General features: G+C 64.4%; 16 protein-coding genes. 10 read left to right on the top strand and 6 right to left on the bottom strand.

Features of this window, described 5'->3' with window-relative positions:
- Positions 1–107 precede the first annotated feature (107 nt).
- The 9 genes from gltX (at position 108) to AB7531_RS20615 (ending at position 9883) form a co-directional block, all read left to right on the top strand.
- Positions 108–1535: a glutamate--tRNA ligase gene (gltX, locus tag AB7531_RS20655; RefSeq protein ID WP_063983041.1), complete on the top strand. Its 1428-nt coding sequence runs from the start codon at positions 108–110 to the stop codon at positions 1533–1535.
- A 169-nt stretch (positions 1536–1704) separates the two neighbouring features.
- The gene (gene gltA / locus AB7531_RS20650) at positions 1705–3009 is read left to right on the top strand and encodes a citrate synthase (protein WP_071913479.1); all 1305 of its coding nucleotides are present in this window, start codon (positions 1705–1707) and stop codon (positions 3007–3009) included.
- Positions 3010–3083: 74 nt separating this feature from the next.
- Entirely contained in the window at positions 3084–3584 is a 501-nt protein-coding gene (locus AB7531_RS20645; RefSeq protein WP_441280047.1) for a GFA family protein, read from the top strand.
- Between the two features lie 123 nt (positions 3585–3707).
- Positions 3708–4886, top strand: a complete 1179-nt coding sequence (locus AB7531_RS20640; protein ID WP_175627358.1) for an ROK family transcriptional regulator — start codon at positions 3708–3710, stop codon at positions 4884–4886.
- A gap of 59 nt (positions 4887–4945) precedes the next feature.
- Positions 4946–6232, top strand: coding sequence for an ABC transporter substrate-binding protein (locus tag AB7531_RS20635; RefSeq protein ID WP_014494953.1), 1287 nt, complete (start codon positions 4946–4948; stop codon positions 6230–6232).
- Complete coding sequence (locus AB7531_RS20630) at positions 6229–7149, top strand: carbohydrate ABC transporter permease (protein WP_063983039.1); 921 nt, start codon at positions 6229–6231, stop codon at positions 7147–7149. Before AB7531_RS20635 ends, AB7531_RS20630 begins: the two co-directional genes overlap by 4 nt.
- Positions 7142–7999: a carbohydrate ABC transporter permease gene (locus AB7531_RS20625; protein ID WP_014494951.1), complete on the top strand. Its 858-nt coding sequence runs from the start codon at positions 7142–7144 to the stop codon at positions 7997–7999. Before AB7531_RS20630 ends, AB7531_RS20625 begins: the two co-directional genes overlap by 8 nt.
- Before the next feature lie 10 nt (positions 8000–8009).
- Positions 8010–9119, top strand: a complete 1110-nt coding sequence (locus AB7531_RS20620; protein ID WP_063983038.1) for an ABC transporter ATP-binding protein — start codon at positions 8010–8012, stop codon at positions 9117–9119.
- Complete coding sequence (locus AB7531_RS20615; RefSeq protein WP_063983037.1) at positions 9116–9883, top strand: SDR family NAD(P)-dependent oxidoreductase; 768 nt, start codon at positions 9116–9118, stop codon at positions 9881–9883. Before AB7531_RS20620 ends, AB7531_RS20615 begins: the two co-directional genes overlap by 4 nt.
- Before the next feature lie 86 nt (positions 9884–9969).
- Here AB7531_RS20615 and lpxB read toward each other — a convergent pair whose 3' ends face one another.
- The 3 genes from lpxB to lpxA are packed head-to-tail and all read right to left on the bottom strand — an operon-like array spanning position 9970 to position 12831.
- Positions 9970–11163, bottom strand: coding sequence for a lipid-A-disaccharide synthase (gene lpxB / locus AB7531_RS20610; RefSeq protein WP_063983036.1), 1194 nt, complete (start codon positions 11161–11163; stop codon positions 9970–9972).
- On the bottom strand, positions 11160–12017 hold the full coding sequence (locus tag AB7531_RS20605; protein ID WP_049807903.1) for an LpxI family protein: 858 nt from the start codon (positions 12015–12017) through the stop codon (positions 11160–11162). Before AB7531_RS20605 ends, lpxB begins: the two co-directional genes overlap by 4 nt.
- A 19-nt stretch (positions 12018–12036) precedes the next feature.
- Positions 12037–12831, bottom strand: a complete 795-nt coding sequence (gene lpxA, locus AB7531_RS20600; protein ID WP_063983035.1) for an acyl-ACP--UDP-N-acetylglucosamine O-acyltransferase — start codon at positions 12829–12831, stop codon at positions 12037–12039.
- 277 nt (positions 12832–13108) lie between these two features.
- Between lpxA and AB7531_RS20595 the strand changes: the two genes are divergently transcribed.
- Positions 13109–13432 carry a KTSC domain-containing protein gene (locus AB7531_RS20595; RefSeq protein ID WP_063986340.1) on the top strand — a complete coding sequence of 108 codons (324 nt, stop codon included), beginning with the start codon at positions 13109–13111 and terminating at the stop codon, positions 13430–13432.
- Between the two features lie 24 nt (positions 13433–13456).
- Here AB7531_RS20595 and fabZ read toward each other — a convergent pair whose 3' ends face one another.
- From fabZ to bamA, 3 genes are all read right to left on the bottom strand, one after another.
- The gene (fabZ, locus tag AB7531_RS20590) at positions 13457–13918 is read right to left on the bottom strand and encodes a 3-hydroxyacyl-ACP dehydratase FabZ (RefSeq protein ID WP_028151691.1); all 462 of its coding nucleotides are present in this window, start codon (positions 13916–13918) and stop codon (positions 13457–13459) included.
- On the bottom strand, positions 13915–14982 hold the full coding sequence (lpxD, locus tag AB7531_RS20585) for a UDP-3-O-(3-hydroxymyristoyl)glucosamine N-acyltransferase (RefSeq protein ID WP_063983034.1): 1068 nt from the start codon (positions 14980–14982) through the stop codon (positions 13915–13917). Before lpxD ends, fabZ begins: the two co-directional genes overlap by 4 nt.
- 128 nt (positions 14983–15110) lie before the next feature.
- Positions 15111–17651 carry an outer membrane protein assembly factor BamA gene (gene bamA / locus AB7531_RS20580; RefSeq protein WP_063983033.1) on the bottom strand — a complete coding sequence of 847 codons (2541 nt, stop codon included), beginning with the start codon at positions 17649–17651 and terminating at the stop codon, positions 15111–15113.
- Positions 17652–17676 lie beyond the last annotated feature (25 nt).

Raw genomic sequence — 17676 nt, 5'->3', positions numbered from 1 at the left:
CCAAATTCGCTTGGCTGAGCCAAGAGCTTAGCGGTCCACTGCCGGGCTTTAGTTATGCTCCGGTCCTGTTATATACCACCGCCTCCAATGCATAGGCCCTGCCAAGAATGACCGATTCCGTCGTCACCCGCTTTGCTCCCTCGCCGACCGGCTTCCTCCATATCGGGGGCGCCCGCACGGCGCTGTTCAACTGGCTCTATGCGAAGAAGCACGGCGGCAAGATGCTGCTCCGGATCGAGGACACCGACCGGGAGCGCTCCACCGAGGCTGCGATCGGCGCCATCCTCGACGGCCTCAAATGGCTGGAGCTCGGCTGGGATGGCGACGTCATCTACCAGTTCAGCCGTGCCGCCCGCCACCGCGAGGTCGCCGAGCAGCTGCTCGCCGACGGCAAGGCCTATCGCTGCTACGCGACCGCAGAGGAGCTCACCGCCATGCGCGAGAAGGCGCGCAGCGAGGGCCGCACCCGCCTCTATGACGGCCTATGGCGCGACCGTGACCCGGCAACAGCGCCTTCCGACGTCAAGCCCACCATCCGCCTGCGCGCGCCGCAGACCGGCGAGACCGTGATCGAGGACCAGGTCCAGGGCCGTGTGGTCTGGCAGAACGAGAACCTCGACGACCTCGTCCTGCTGCGCGGCGATGGCAACCCGACCTACATGCTCGCAGTGGTCGTGGATGACCACGACATGGGCGTCACCCATGTCATCCGCGGCGACGACCATCTGATCAACGCCGCCCGCCAGAAGCAGATCTACGACGCCATGGGCTGGGCGCTGCCGAGCATGTCCCACATCCCCCTGATCCACGGCCCGGACGGCTCGAAACTGTCGAAGCGCCACGGCGCGCTCGGCGTCGATGCCTACCGCGCCATGGGGTACCTCCCGGCCGCGCTCCGCAACTATCTTGTCCGGCTCGGCTGGAGCCATGGCGATCAGGAGATCTTTTCAACCGAGGAGATGATCGCCGCGTTCGACCTCGCCAGCGTCGGCCGCGCCGCCGCCCGCTTCGATTTCGCCAAGCTCGAAAACCTCAACGGCCACTACATCCGCCACGCCGACGATCAATCACTCGTGAAGATGTTCGAGGACGTGCTCGACCACGTCGTGCCCAGCCGCAACGAGCTTAAGGCCAAGTTAAACGACACGACGCGGGCGCAGCTTCTCAAGGCCATGCCGGCCCTGAAGGAGCGCGCCAAGACGCTGATCGAGCTGATCGACAGCGCCTATTTCATCTTCGCCGACCGGCCGCTGGAGCTCGATCCCAAGGCGGCAGCGCTGTTGACGCCCGAGAACCGCAAGCTGATCGGCCAGCTTCATTCCGCGCTGGAGAAAGTCGAGACATGGAGTGCGGCGAATGCGGAGGCCGCGCTGCGCGCCTTTGCCGAGGAAAATAGTCTCAAGCTCGGCGCCGTCGCCCAGCCGCTGCGAGCGGCGCTGACGGGACGGTCGACATCGCCTGGTATATTTGAGGTTTTGGACGTGCTGGGACGCCCGGAAAGCCTGGGCCGGCTTAAGGACCAGGCCAAGGACTAGGCCAAGGACCAGGCTACGACGTAAGTCGACCATGCGTGCGGCGATCTTGCAGCGCACACAGCAATAATATACCCATCTCACCCGTACCTTCTGGAATATCCGGCCTGCCCCACCAAGTCATTGGGGCCTTCCGGGTCCGGCCCGTTTCACCACACATCGGGGACCTCTGATGGACGCAAAAGCAAGCAATAAGACCGCCACGCTGACGGTCGGAAACAAGAACTACGATCTCCCGATCCACAGCGGCAGCGTCGGGCCTGATGTCGTCGATATCGGCAAGCTCTACGCCCAGTCCGGGCTGTTCACCTACGATCCCGGCTTCACCTCGACCGCAAGCTGCGAGTCCAAGATCACCTATATCGACGGTGACGCGGGCGTGCTGGAATACCGCGGCTATCCGATCGAGCAGCTCGCCGAGAACGGCGACTTCCTCGAGACCTGCTACCTCCTGCTCTACGGGAACCTGCCGACCGCCGCGCAGAAGAAGGATTTCGACGACCGCGTGATCCATCACACGATGGTGCACGAGCAGATGGCCCGCTTCTTCCAGGGCTTCCGCCGCGACGCCCATCCGATGGCCGTGATGGTGGCTTCCGTCGGCGCGCTCGCCGCGTTCTACCACGACTCCACCGACATCAACGATCCGAAGCAGCGCATGATCGCTTCCATGCGCATGATCGCGAAGATCCCGACGCTGGCGGCGATGGCCTACAAGTACACGATCGGCCAGCCCTTCGTGTATCCGAAGAACTCGCTGAAGTTCGCCGAGAACTTCCTGCACATGTGCTTCGCCGTGCCATGCGAGGAGTACAAGATCAATCCGGTGCTCGCTGACGCGCTGGACAAGATCTTCATCCTGCACGCCGACCACGAGCAGAACGCCTCGACCTCGACGGTGCGCATCGCCGGCTCATCCGGCGCCAACCCCTTCGCCTGCATCGCCGCCGGCATCGCCTGCCTCTGGGGCCCGGCGCATGGCGGCGCCAACGAAGCCGCGCTCGCGATGCTCGCCGAGATCGGCTCGGTCGACAAGATTCCGGAATTCATCGCCAAGGTGAAGGACAAGAACAGCGAAGTCCGCCTGATGGGCTTCGGCCACCGCGTCTACAAGAACTACGATCCGCGCGCCAAGATCATGCAGAAGATGTGTCATGCCGTTCTCAAGGAGACCGGCCATGGCGACGATCCGATGCTGAAGGTGGCGCTCGAGCTCGAGAAGATCGCGCTCAGCGACCAGTACTTCATCGACCGCAAGCTCTACCCGAACGTCGACTTCTATTCGGGCATCACGCTGAAGGCGATGGGCTTCCCGGTCTCGATGTTCACCGTGCTGTTCGCGGTCGCCCGCACCGTCGGCTGGATCAGCCAGTGGAGCGAGATGATCGAGGACCCGCAGCAGAAGATCGGCCGTCCGCGCCAGCTCTACACCGGCGTCACCCGCCGCGACTACGTCGCGATCAAGGATCGCAAGTAAGATCGGCCATTGCGGCTTTTGGAAACGGCGCCATCCTGCGATGGCGCCGTTTTTGTTTTGGAGGACGCCGTAGGGTGGGCAAAGCGAAGCGTGCCCACCACCTCTCCGAGACCGAGCCAGAAACGGTGGGCACGCTGCGCTTTGCCCACCCTACCGATACGGAGAACCCGATGCTGACCGGAAGCTGCCTCTGCGGAGGCGTTGCCTACGAGGTCGATGCGACCCTGGGCACCATCATGCACTGCCATTGCCAGACCTGCCGGAAGACGCACGGATCGGCCTTCTCCACCGTCACGAACGTGCCACGCGACCGCTTCCGCTGGACCAAGGGCGAAGACTTGCTGCGCGGCTTCAAATCCTCGCCCGGCAAAACCCGCTATTTCTGCTCGCACTGCGGATCGCACATCGTCGCCTCGCGCGAGGGCAAGAACACGGTCCTGCTGCGGATGGGCTGCCTCGACACACCGATCGCAGAGCGGCCTGAGATGCACATCTGGCGATCGGATTCTGCCAACTGGTACGACCCGAAGGCCGAATTACCGGAGTGGGCCGAAGGCACCGCACCGAAAGCCTGATCAGTTCTTCGCCTCATCTTGCTGCCACGCACAACAACAAGTCGACTCATCATGTCCGCAATCGCTTGACAGTCGAAACGCTCCGCGCGCAAATTCTTACACTAAGTAAGAATGACGACAGGGATGGAAATGCCGGAGCAGCCGAGAAGTCGGCGGCAGACACGTGCTGCCATTTTGACTCATTTGCTCCAGTCCGGCGGCTCGTTCCGGCCGCCGCTGGCCAAAGCCGTGCGCCTGTCCGAGGCGAGCCTGTCGCGCATCCTGTTTGACCTGAAAGCCGAAGGCCTGATCGAGGAAGTCCGGCGCCCTGCCCCTTATGTCGGCGGTCCGACAGGCCTCGTGTCGCTCGATGGCTCCGTGGCGCTGGCGGCCCTCGAGCTGACCGGCCAGTGGCTCGGCATCGGCGTCGGCGGCCTGTCGGGCGAGCTGCATTACACCGAGCGCCTCCCGCTGCCGGCCAAGCTGACGGTCGAGAGCGTCGGCCGCGTCTTTCGCGAGGCGATTACGTTATTGCGCGACTGGGCGCGCCGCCGCCGCATCACGCTTGCGCAGATCGGCATCACCATTCCCGGCCTCGGCCGCTTGAGCGAGTTCGGCAATCCGATCATTCCCTGCGATGTCGAACGCATCGGCGGCATGTTCGGCGAGCTGTTTGCGGACGTCCCGGTCGTCTTCACCAATTCGGTGGTCGCGCACGCCATTTTTCATCGTTGCCGCACGGAAAACTACCCGTTCAGCGATGCGCACCTGTTCGTCTTCGTCGGCCAGGGCGTCGCGGGGACGTGGATGGGCGATCCGATCGAGGAGGATGCGCTCCAGCCGGTCGAGCTTGGCCACATGGTGTTCGGCAACGATGGACCGCGTTGCCGCTGCGGCCACCACGGATGCGTCGAAGCCTATACGTCTCTGCCGGCGCTGGCCGAGCTTCTGCGCACCACCGAAGCGGAATTGCTCCAGCTCGGCAGTGAATGGGTGACCGCGATCCCGCTCACCTCGCGTGTGCGGCAGGAATTGCGACAGCGGCTGTTCAGGCTGGGCCTTGCGATCGGCAACACGCTCAACGTCAAACCATGCCGCGGCGTCGTCGTCAGCGGTTGGCCGTCGGCTCTCTCTGAGGAGGATCGCAAAGCGGTGGTCGATGGGATCGACGCCTGCCTCCTCGGCGGGCGGAAACTGGCGCAGGTGTCGCTCGCCTTCGTGCCGCCCTCGAACGGCAATGATCCGCAAGCAGCTCTCGCCTTCGCCGCCTTTTGTCTCGCCAGCCGCGGCGGGATGCCCGCGGCTTCGACGGAGGCCGCCTGACATGCCCTGAGCCGCGTGGCTCAACGCGCCAAGAAAGTTTCACACCGGGAGGAACTGCCATGCCGATCACGACAACAAGGCGCCGTCTACTCGCTGGATCTGCGGCCGCACTCGCATTACCGGCATTCGCCCGCGCGCAAGGCGCGGCCAAGCCGCGCCTGACCGCGATCTCGCAATGGTCCGCAGGCAGCGATGGGGCGGCGATCACCGCACTCGGCAAGAAATTCGAGGAGAAAGGCGGCGTCTGGCAGCACTCGCCCGTCCCCGGCTTCACCACCGAGATGATGAACAAGCTGCGCGCTCAGATCATCGCCGGCGATCCGCCGGCCTGTTCGCAGCTCAAGGGCCCCGAGATTGCGGCCTGGTCGAAGATCGCCCCGACCGTCGATCTCGACGCCCTCGTCGCGGCCGCCGGTTACGAAAAAGTTGTCGCTCCGGACCTCGCAAAATTGCACAAGCCGGGCGGCAAGTGGATTGCGCTGCCGTTGCAGATCTACAGCACCAACATGCTGTTTCTCTCCAAGCGCGCGATGGACAAGGCAAAGGCCGACAAGGTCCCGGTCACCTGGGCCGACTTCAACGATCTCGCCGACAAGATGAAGGCGGGCGGCATCACCTACCCCATCGCCAACGGCGGCACCCGCCCCGATGACGGGCAGAAATTCGAGGCCTCTTTGGCCGGCATCAGTCCCACGGCATACCGTGCGGCCATCATGAATCTCGACAAGAAGGCCCTGGAGGGCCCCGAGATCAAGGCTGCCTTCGTCCAGGTCCGCAAGATCGCCAACTGGATGGACCCCAACGTCGGTGCCCAACCCTACGCCACCAATTTGAAGCGCTTCGTCGACGGCGACATGGGCATGATGATCATGGGCGGGTGGGCGCAGGGCGTGTTGCGCAACGCCGGTTTCAAGTTCGACGACTTCATGATCACGCCCGGCCCGAGCGACAATGGCAAGCCGGTCTTCCTGTTGAATGCCGACGCCTTCATCTTCTGGCAGCGCAAGGAGCCCGACCTCCAGGCCGGTCAGACGTTGATGGCCCAGCTCGTCATGGATCCGGCGATCCAGACCATGTACTCGCAGATCACGGGATCGATCCCGGTGCGCACCGATGTCGACCTCTCCGGTGAGGGCTGGTCGGACGGTCAACGGCGGACCGCAGCCGCGCTCAAGGACGCTGTCGCCAACAATCAGGCCGTCTTGAGTCTTGCGCACAACATGGCGCAGGAAAACGGCCTGACGGCGGCGATGATCGACGTGCTCACCGAGTATGTGAAGAACAAGACGATCACGCCGGAGCAGGCGGTCACCCGCCTCGCCGAGGCCGTCGAGGGTTCGCGTTGACCGACACCGTCTCCACAGCAACGCGGCCGGCGACGTCTGATCTCGTGCGCCGGCTGCCCGAATATCTGATGATCTGGGTGCCACTGCTGTTGTCGGCTGCGCATCTCATTTCGTTTTCGCTGTGGACGATCTGGATTTCGTTCACGCCCTCCACGCTTGTTCCTGTTACGGGCTGGGTGGGTTTGCGCAACTACAACGCGGTCCTGGCATCGCGGAACTGGCAGATCGCATTCGACAATCTGCTGCTGTTTGGCAGTGCTTTCGTGCTGCTGAGTTTGATCACCGGCCTTATGCTTGCGATCCTGCTCGATCAGCGCATTCGCGGCGAGAATGTGCTGCGATCCATCTTCCTGTATCCGCTTGCGGTGTCGTTCGTCGTCACCGGCACGGTCTGGAGCTGGCTACTCAATCCCGGCATCGGGATCCAGAAGCTCGTCCACGACCTCGGCTGGACCTCCTTCCGGTTCGACTGGCTGATCGACCGCGACATGGCGATCTGGACGATCGTGATTGCCGCGATCTGGCAATCCTCCGGATTCGCCATGGCGCTCTTCCTCGCCGGCCTTCGCTCCGTCGATTCCGACATCATCAAGGCCGCCCAGATCGACGGCGCCGGACCGGTCCGAACCTATTGGCGGGTCATTCTGCCGACGCTCTGGCCGATCACCATCACCGTCATCGTCGTCCAGTTGCAGTTCGCGATCTCGGCCTTCGATCTCGTCCGTGCGCTCACCAATGGCGGGCCGGGAATCGCGACCCAGCTGCCGGCCCTTGTCGTCTACGACCTCATGTTCCAGCGCAGCCAGCTCGGCCGGGGTGCCGCGGCGGCGGTGCTCATGCTGCTCATTCTGCTCGCGGTGCTGCTGCCCTATGCAGCGTGGCGCTATGTCCAGCGAAGGCAGGCCACCCATGCGTGACCGCAGCTTCGCACCGAGCCGAATTCTGATCTATCTCGTCGTGACATTGTTCGCTGCGGCCTATCTCGCGCCACTCGTTGTTGTCGTCCTGAACTCTCTCCGCACCAACGAGGAGATCGCGCAGGGTTCGATGATCGGCTGGCCGCAACACTTGGCCTGGAGCAACTACGCCAAGGCCTGGAGCGGTTTCTGCGTCGCCGAGACCTGCGCCGGCATCCGGCCATACATGCTGAACTCCGCGCTCGTCACCATCCCGGCGACGATTTTCTCGACCCTGCTCGGTGCTGTCGCCGGTTACGCCGTGTCGCTCTGGCGCTTTCGCGGCGATAGCTGGATCTACGGCATCGTGACCCTCGGCCTCTTCCTTCCCCAGCAGATGCGCCTGCTTCCCTGGACCATCGTGCTGCGGGACACCGGTCTCATCAACACGCTGACGGGCCTCGTGCTGATTCACACGATCCAGGGGCTCTCCTTCACCACGCTGTTCTGCCGAAACTACTATGTCGCCATTCCACACGAGCTGATCAGGGCCGCACGCATCGATGGCGCCGGGTTCTTTCGTATTTTCTGGCGCATCATCCTGCCGCTCTCGGCTCCTATTCTGATCGTCACCGTGATCTGGCAGTTCACGCATATCTGGAACGAGTTCCTCTATGGCGTGACATTCACCACCGGCCAGCAGCAGCCCGTCACGGCCGCGCTCATCGCGCTCTCTGCCGCAATTGCGGACATTCCGCAGCATGGCGTGCAGAGCGCGGCGGTGATCATCGCGGCGCTACCCACTTTGTTGATCTATCTCCTCGGCGGACGGTACTTCGTGCGCGGCCTGACCGCCGGCGCAGTGAAATGATGGGGTCGTCATGGCAGCACTGAGCATTCGCACCCTGTCCAAGCGCTACGCCAATCTGGAGGTGCTGAAGGGGATCAACCTCGACATCGAGAGCGGCGAGTTCACCGTGCTGGTCGGGCCATCCGGCTGTGGCAAGTCCACCCTGCTCAACATCGTCGCCGGGCTCGATCGTCCGAGTGACGGAACGATCGAGATCGGCGGACGCGTCGTCAACGACGTCCCGCCCAAGGATCGCGACATCGCCATGGTGTTCCAGTCCTACGCGCTCTATCCGTCGATGACGGTGCGCCAGAACATCACCTTCGGCATGGAATGCCGTCACGTTCCGAAGGCGGAGCAGGAGAAGGCGCTGGCGAATGTGGCGCGCCTCCTCCAGATCGAGCCCCTGCTCGGCCGCAAGCCGTCGCAGCTGTCCGGCGGGCAGCGCCAGCGCGTGGCGATGGGCCGGGCGCTGGTGCGCGATCCCCTGCTCTTCCTGTTCGACGAGCCACTCTCCAACCTCGATGCGAAGCTGCGCGTCGAGATGCGGATGGAGATCAAGCGGCTGCACCAGCGCATCGGCGCCACCATCATTTATGTCACCCACGACCAGATCGAGGCGATGACGATGGCGACGCGCATCGCCGTGATGCATCGGGGCGTGGTGCAGCAGTTCGCCGATCCGGACACGGTGTACCGCTATCCGGCCAATCTGTTCGTCGCCCGCTTCATGGGTTCGCCGCCGATGAACACCATGCCGGGGCGGCTCGAGGCCGATAGCGGCGGACCTGTGGCCGTGATCGGCGCGGGGCGACCGGACGAGGTTCGTCTGCGCCTGCATGGACACGATGCGGCAGCATCTTATGTCGGCCGCGACGTGGTCGTCGGGATCAGGCCGGAATGCATCGCCGAGGCCAGCCGCGTCTTTTCCGGCGAGGCGCCCGTCCTCGTCGACGCGCCGGTCGAGATGATCGAGCCGACCGGCGCCGAGACAATCGTGCTGCTGCGTCTCGGCGGCGAGACTGCGCTGGCGCGCATCACCCCGGATATCCGTCCCGCGCCCGGCGCGACCGCCACCTTCGCGCTCGACACGCGGCGCATTTGCCTGTTTGACCCCGAGACGGAGCGGCTGATCGCATGACCCGGACCATCTTTCCCAGCCTTGCCGGCCGCGTGGTGTTGATCACCGGTGGCGCCAGCGGCATTGGTGCCGTCTTCGTGCGCGCCTTCGCGACCCAGGGCGCCCGCGTCGCCTTCCTCGACATCGATGCGAGCGCCGGCGAAGCGCTGGTGCGGGACGTCGCGGCCACATCCGGCTCCGCGCCCCTGTTTGTGCCCTGCGACCTCCTCGACATCGACGCCTTGCGCGCTGCGATGGCGCGGGTGCACGGATCGCTCGGCGATGCCGCAGTCCTCGTCAACAATGCCGCCAACGACCAGCGTCAGGTGCTGGCCGAGGTGACGCCGGCCGAATTCGACTGGACGATCGGTGTCAATCTCAAGCACGTCTTCTTCGCGGCCCAGGCGGTGGTGCCGCAGATGCAGGCGCGCGGCGGCGGCTCGATCATCAACATGTCGTCGGTGGCGTGGATCCGCGGTGCGCCGGCGCTGCCGGTCTATGCCGCGGCGAAGGCGGCGATCGTCGGCTTCACCAATTCGCTGGCCAGGTCAGTCGGCCCCGACCGCATTCGCGTCAACGCGATCGCGCCCGGCATGGTGATCACCGAACGCCAGCGCCGGCTCTGGTTTCCGGACGAGCAGAAGATCTCCGAGCTGCGCACCCGCCAGGCCGTTCCCGATGCGGTGACGCCCGAGGACATCGCCAGCATGGCGCTGTTTCTCGCATCGGACGAGAGCCAGCGTATCACCAGCCAGTGTTTTCGGGTCGATGGCGGCCTCGCCTAGGACCGTAGGGTGGGCAAAGCGCAGCGTGCCCACCACCTCTCCGCAACCGAGAAAGAAATGGTGGGCACGCATTCGCTTTGCCCACCCTACGAAGCCGTCTGTTGCCGCCGCCCCTTGCGCATCGTCGCGAGCACGATGTCGGCGGCGAGCACGCTCGGCGACTTGTTGCCGGTGGACATGATGGTGTCGAGCCGGGCGAACGAATCGACCTGTCGTTTGCGCAGCGGCGTGTCCGTGAGCAGCTCCGACAGCGCCGGCGCCAGCTTCTCCGGTACGCAGTCCTCCTGCAAGAACTCCGGAATGACATCCTCGCCGATCACGAGATTGGCGAGGATCACCGAGGAGACGCGGATCGCGCGGCGCAGGATGAAGGCTTCGATCGCGCCGACGCGATAGGCCGTCACCATTGGAATGCCGGACAGCGCGAGCTCCAGCGTCACGGTGCCGGATTTGGCCAGCGCCGCGCGCGCGGTTCGGAACGCGGCGCGCCTCTCGGTCTCGCCGACCACGATTTGCGGCTTGACCGGCCAGCTCGCGATGCCTTCGCGGATGGTGGCTTCGAGATGCGGCATGGTAGGCAGTTTCAGTTCGAAGGCGCGGCCTTCGGCCTGGAGCCGTCCGAGCGTCGCGCCAAACACGTCGAGATGGTGCCTGATCTCGCTGCGGCGGCTGCCGGGCAGCACCAGCAGAACCGGCGGCTCGGCATCGCGGCGCCGCTGCTCCTCCGCGTTTGGCCGCAGCGACGGCAATTGCTCGATCAGGGGATGGCCGACATAGCTGCAGGGCGGTCCGCCCAGCTTGCGGTATTCCTCCGGCTCGAACGGCAGCAGGCCGAGCACGTGATCGACATAGCGGCGCATGGTGCGCGCCCGCCCGGGTCGCCAGGCCCAGAGCTGCGGCGCCACGTAGTCGACAATCGGGATCTCCGGCGTCTTCGCGCGCACGCGGCGGGCGACGCGATGGGTGAAATCGGGACTGTCGATGATGACGAGCGCGTCGGGTGCGGCCGCAGTCACGGCATCCGCGGTCTGGCGGATCAGCCGCAAAATCTTCGGCAACTGCTGGACGACCCCGGCGAAGCCGACGATCGACAGCTCCTCGATCGGAAACAGCGTCTCGAGCCCCTCACGCGCCATGGTCCGGCCGCCGACGCCCACAAACTGCACGCCGTCGCCGAGCCGCTGGCGCAACACTTTCATCAAGGCGCTGCCGAGCCGGTCGCCGGATTCCTCCGTCGCGATCAGGAAGATCTTCCGCTTGGGATCGCGGCTCTGCATCATGCCGTCAGGCCGATCACGAAGAGATATTTGGCGTCGGCGAGCGAGATCATCGCCTGCGGCTCGGCGGCGATGGTGTTGCCGGCGACGACGGCGATGCCGGCCAATCCGGCGCGAGCGACGCCCTCGAGGGTACGCGGGCCGATCGTCGGCAGGTCGAAGCGCAAATCCTGCCCGCTCTTCGGCACCTTCACCAGCACCCCGCGTCCTGTCGCAGCGCGGATGCGCCCCTCCTCGCGCAGGCGTGCCACGCGCGCGAGCAGCGCGTCGGTGCCCTCGATATCCTCGATCGCCACTACATGGCCGTCGATCACGACCGCGGCCTGGCCGATGTCGAACGGGCCGAGCGCGGTCAGCACCGCGCGGCCGCGCTCGATGTCGGCCTTGCTGTTGTCGTTCGGCCAGGCGCGGCTGATGCAGCCCTCGGGCATCAGCAGATCCGGCGCAACATCCTTGATGCCGACCATGCGAAAGCCGCCCTGCTCGAGAATGCGCCCGACGCCGGACAACAGATGATCGTCGCCGCCGCGGAAGGCGCGGATGACGTTGCCGAGCAGGCGCAGTGTCGTGACGTCGAACCTTATTTCGGACAGCGCGGGCCGCACCAACGTGCCGATGAAGATCAGATCGCGGCAGCCCTCCTCGCGGAACAGCCGCATGGCGCGGCCGAGCTGGCCGACCGAGATCCAGCGATGGCGGAATTGCTCCACCCGCGTCGGATCGCAGGCGCCACGCAGCGGGAACAGCACCGGCGTGATGCCGCGCGCGGCAAGCGAGTCGGCGACCGCGAACGGCATGGCGCCGCCGCCGGCGACGACGCCGACCGGCGACGAAATCTCCGAAGCCGCCGATGTCATGCCCGCGGCCATCCCGAAATCACTTCTCGATGGCGGGGAGACAGATCGGGCGATGCTTGCGCTTGCCGATGAAGTCGAGGATCTCGGCAATCGCGGGGTCTTCGCCCGCGAGCGGCTGGGCCGCCGCGAGCCGCTCGGCGAACGTGCCGGGGCCGTGGAAGAGTTTTTGGTAGAACGATTGCACGGTCGCGCGCCGCTGCTTGGTGAACTGCCGCCGCTTCATCCCGATGAGATTGAGGCCTTCCAGCGCCGCATACTGGCCGTTGGCGAGGCCGAACGGAATGATGTCGTCGCGCACGCCCGAGAGGCCGCCGACCATCACCTGCGGGCCGATGCGCGTGAGTTGATGCACCGCCGACAGGCCGCCGATATAGACGAAATCGCCGATCTCGCAGTGGCCGCCGAGCGTCGCCGAGGTCGCAAAGATCACGTTGTTGCCGACCATGCAGTCATGGCCGACATGGCTGTTGTTCATGAAGTAGCCGCCGTTGCCGACGCGCGTCAGCCCGCCGCCCTTGATGGTGCCGACATTCATCGTCGCACCTTCACGGATGGAGCAACCGGAACCGACCTCCAGCCTGGTCGGCTCGCCCTTGTAGCTGAGATCCTGGGGCGCCCCGCCCAGCACAGCGAATGGCGAGATCACGCAGCCATCGCCGATCGAGGTGTGGCCGATGACCGTGACTTGTCCGATCAGCTTGCAGTTCGCGCCGATCACGGCATTCGGACCGATGATGCAGAAGGGTCCGATCTCGGTACCCTCGCCGATCACGGCGCCGTCCTCGACCCGTGCGGTGGGATCAATCTTACTCATCAAGCAATCTGACTCATCAAGAAGGTCTGATTATGTGTTGAAGTCGCTCAGTTTTCCGGTGGTTAGCGCGACTATGCCCAATCTGTCCAGTGACGTATCATCTCGGCCTGTTTCAGGCGCCGGATGAGCCGGCCGTCCTAAAGCACGATGAAATTGGGATGAATCATCATCGCGCTTCAGGCTATTGTTTAAGCATGATCCTTTCGGAAAACCGCTGCACCCTTTTCCGGATCATGCTCTAGCCCTTCAACGCCTTCATGTGGAGCTTGAAGTCATCGTGGTCAGGGCCCTGGCAGTTCTGCTCGCACAGCTCGCGGCCGCCCCGATCGTCTCCGAGACGGTCGAGACCGGCGAACGCCGCTTCGTCGATCTCGGCACGTTCGAGTGCCGCGACATCACCCGCAGCTCGGTGCTTCAGCGGGTCTGCTACGACCGCGCGCGGCAGGACCTCATCGTCGCGATCGACGGCCAATATGATCGCTATTGCGGAGTCGCGGCCGAGACGATCGACAGCCTGCTCGGCGCGCCGTCGATGGGCCAGTTCTTCAACCGGAATATCGGACGCGAGACGGCCGGCGGCCGTTACGGCTGCGGCGCATAATCCATTTCCGCTGGCCTGAGCCGCTCAGTCCGTCAGCATGGCGCCGACGTCGGCTTCAGCAACGATCTGTCCGTTGACCTTGGCGTCGCCGTGAAACCACCACATCGCCTTGCGGCGGCCGATCGAACGCATGTGATATTCGATGGTGTCGCCGGGCAGCACCGGCTTGCGGAACTTGCACTTGTCGATGGTGAGGAAATACACCGCGCGCGGCTTCTCGGTGCCCTCGACCGAGGTGATGCCGATCACGCCCGCGGTCTGCGCCATCGCTTCGATCATCATCACGCCGGGATAGACCGGGCGCTCCGGGAAATGCCCCTGGAAGGCCGGCTCGTTGAAGGTGACGTTCTTGATGCCGATGCCGCTGTAATCGGCGCGGATATTGATCACACGGTCGATCAGCAGCATCGGGAAACGGTGCGGCAGAGTCCGGAGGATCGCGTTGATATCCACCAGCTCGAATTTGATCGGTGATTCCTCCGTCATTCCCGTCCCTCGTTCTTCGGATCGGCCCTGCTGTCGCGTACCAGGCGCTCCACCGCGATAATTTCCTTGAACCACTGCTTGGTCGGCTTGGCGAAAAAGCCGCCCCAGCGCCCGTTCGGCGGGATGTCGTCCTTGACGCCGCTCATCGCGGTGACCTGGGCGCCATCGCCGATCTTGAGGTGATTGTTGATGCCGACCTTTGCTCCCAGCGCCACGTTGTCGCCGATCGTCAGGCTGCCTGCGAGCCCGATCTGGGCCGCCAGCAGGCAGTTCCGACCGATGGTCACATTGTGGCCGATCTGGACCTGGTTGTCGATTTTGGTGCCCTCCCCGATCACGGTGTCGCGCAGGGAGCCGCGATCGATGGTGGTGCCGGCGCCGACTTCCACATTGTTCTGGATCAGCACGCGGCCGGTCTGGGGCACCTTGAGATGGCCCTCGGGGCCGAAGAAGATGAAGCCATAGCCGTCCTGGCCAATCGAGCAGCCGGGATGGATCAGTACGTTGTTGCCGATCAGCGCGCACTGGATGGCCGTGCGGGCGCCGACATTGCAGTCCCGGCCGATCTTGACGCCGGGACCGATGACCACGCCGGCCCCGATCACGGTGCCGCCGCCGATCTCGACGTCAGGGCCGATGACGGTCAGGGGATCGACGATGACGTCGTCCTCCAGCCGGGCCGAGGGATCGATGATGGCCGACGGGGCGATGCCGTCATTACCGACCCAGGACTGCGGGCGCAGCGCATCGCCATGCCATTCCCGGGCGAGCCCGACAAAGGCGCGGAACGGCTGCGCCACCCGCAGCACAGCCACATGCGCAGGCACCTGGGCCTCGAAGCGCGGACTCACCAGGCAGGCCCCGGCCTTGGTCGCCTTGAGCTCGTCGGCATATTTGAGGTTGTCGAAGAACGCCAGATGCATCGGGCCGGCTTCGTCGAGCGAAGCAAGACCGGTAATGACGTGACCGCCCCTGGCAGGGTCGACGAGCTGCGCCTTGGTCAGCGCGGCAATGTCAGCCAGCGGTGAGGCCGGCGGCTTTTTGAAGAAGGTCGGCTGCGCCATTCCACCCCATCGCGGTCCGGCTTCGGCATGAAGCGGTCAGGCCGCATCATGCCTTATCTCACGGATTGAGCACGATCTTTTTGGAAACCGGCCCCAACAAGGGGCCGGCTCATGCCCTGCTGATCGAATTAGAACGAGGTGCCGCCGCCGAACCTGAACTGCTGCACGCGATCGAACTGGCCCTTGGTGAGCGGCACGGCATAGTCGAACCGCAGCGGACCGAACGGCGACTGCCAGATCAGGCCAATACCAACCGACGAACGGACGACATTGCCGTTGTCATACACCAGGCCGGTACAGGTTCCAGCCGAGGGCGGGTTGATGGTCGACGGCGTACAGTTCGAGTTCCTGGTCGTGGTCATTTCGTTGGTCAGCGACCACGTCGTCGGGCCCTGATAGTCGAAGAGGCCGCCGGCGTCGGCGTAGACCGCGCCCTTCAGACCCACTTCCTTCGGCAGGAACCAGAACGGCATCTGCAATTCGAACGAAGCGCCCCAATATTTGGTACCGCCAAGCGCGTCTTGCGTGCCAAAGGGATTCAAATCGCGCGGACCGATGCCGTTCGGAGCAAAGCCGCGGACCAAGTTCGGGCCCATCTGGAACTGATCCAGCATGCGGATATCGTTGTTGCCGATCTTGTTCAGCATGCCGCCCTGAAGGTGAACGAGGCCGACGATGTCGGACACCAGCGGAGCGTAGTACTTCGCATCGACGACGGACTTCAGGTAGGTGACGTCGCCGCCCACGCCGGCGAAATCCTGACGGAAGTCGACGAGCAGACCGTCGGTGGGGTTCTTGTTGTTGTCCAGCGTGTTGTAGGTCAGCGTGTAGCCGAGCGCCGAGGTCAGGGTCTTGCCGCCGGCAAGCTCCTTGCGGACCGGCAGCGAGGCTTCGCCGTCGGAGTAGCAGCCGAGACCGCCGGTCGAGGTCAGATCGATCGGCGGCGTTTGCGATGCGGCAAAGGCCGGGCTCGGGTTGAAGGCCGACGAACCGAGGACGTTGTTACAGTTCGCCAGGTAGGACGGCAGCGTAATTTCCTGCTGGTAGATCGAGTAGCGCAGCTGGAGCGACAGATCTTCACGCAGGCTGAAGCCGAGGCGCGGGCTGAAGCCCAGCGTTTTCGTACCGTAGGAGATGTAGCTGTTGGACAGCTGTTGGCGCTGATAGAGGTCGAGACCGAGCGCGACGCGGTAGTCGAGCAGATACGGCTCGACGAACGACAGCGAATAGCCGCGCGCATACTGGCCGTAGGTCACCGACGCCTTGGCGAACAGGCCGCGGCCAAGCAGGTTACGCTCGGAGATCGAGACTTCCGCGAGCGCACCGTCCGTGGTGGAGTAGCCGCCCGAGACCGAGAAGTCGCCGGTCGATTTCTCTTCGAGATCGACGATCAGGACCACGCGGTCGCTGGAGGAGCCCGGCTCCGTCGTGATCTTCACGCTCTTGAAGTAGTCGAGGTTCTTCAGGCGGCGCTCGGCACGGTCGACCAGCGCGCGGTTGTAGGCATCGCCCTCGGAGATGTCGAACTCGCGGCGGATCACGTAGTCGCGCGTGCGGGTGTTGCCGCGGACGTTGATGCGCTCGATATAGGTGCGCGGGCCTTCGTCGATGTTGAACACGACGGCGACGGTGTGCGCCTCGAAATTACGGTCGCCGCCGGGACGGACCACGGCGAAGGCATAGCCGCGCCGCGACGCCTCGATCTGCATTTCCTCGACCGATTTCTCGACCGATTCGACGTTGTAGAGCGCGCCCACATTGACGCGCGAATAGTTGCGCATCGTGGTCGGATCGAAGTTCGGAATGGAGGAGCGGAAGTCGACGGTGCCGACGCGGTACTGCGAGCCTTCCTCGATCTTGAAGGTGACGTTGAAGCCCTTCTTCTCCGGATCGTATTCGGTGAGCGCGGCGACCACCTGGACGTCGGCGAAACCGTTCTTGAGATAGAAACGGCGAATCAGGTCACGGTCGGCCTCGACGCGATCGGGATCGTAGAGGTCGTTGCTGGCGAGGAAGCTCAGCAGGTTCGATTCGTGCGTCTTGATGACGTCGCGCAGGCGGTAGGACGAGAACGCGTTATTGCCGACGAACTCGATCGACTTGACGCCGGTCTTGGCGCCCTCCTCGACCGTGAAGATCAGGTCGACGCGGTTGTTCGGCTGCTCGATGATCTCGGGCGTGACGCGGACGTCATAGCGACCCGAGCGGCGGTAGATTTCGGCGATTCGCAGGGTGTCGGACTGCACCATGGCGCGGGAGAAGGTGCCGCGCGCCTTGGACTGGACTTCAGCGGTGAGCTGCTCGTCCTTGACCTTCTTATTACCTTCGAACGCGATGCGGCCGATCACCGGGTTTTCCACCACGGAGACGATGATCTGGCCACCGGAACCGCGATTGATTCGCACGTCCTGGAACAGGCCGGTCTCGATCAGGGCCTTCAGGCCGTCATCGATGGCGCCCTGATCCAGGCGGCCACCCGGGCCCGGCTTGAAATAGGAGCGGATCGTCTCCACCTCGACACGGCGATTTCCTTCGACGGAAATCGACTGGACGGTCTGAGCAAGCGCAGACGAAGACACAAAACCAGCCCCAACCGGGGCAAGCACCGGCGCGCCGAACAAGATCAGGGATGCGAGCAAGCCCCCCCGGAGTCGCAGTCCAAACTTCATTGCGCAACGCGCCCTTATCAGTACC

This window comes from Bradyrhizobium sp. 63_E2_N1_3, from assembly GCF_052076005.1.
Classification (GTDB): Bacteria; Pseudomonadota; Alphaproteobacteria; order Rhizobiales; family Xanthobacteraceae; genus Bradyrhizobium; species Bradyrhizobium barranii.
This window is presented reverse-complemented; position numbering and strand designations above follow the sequence as displayed.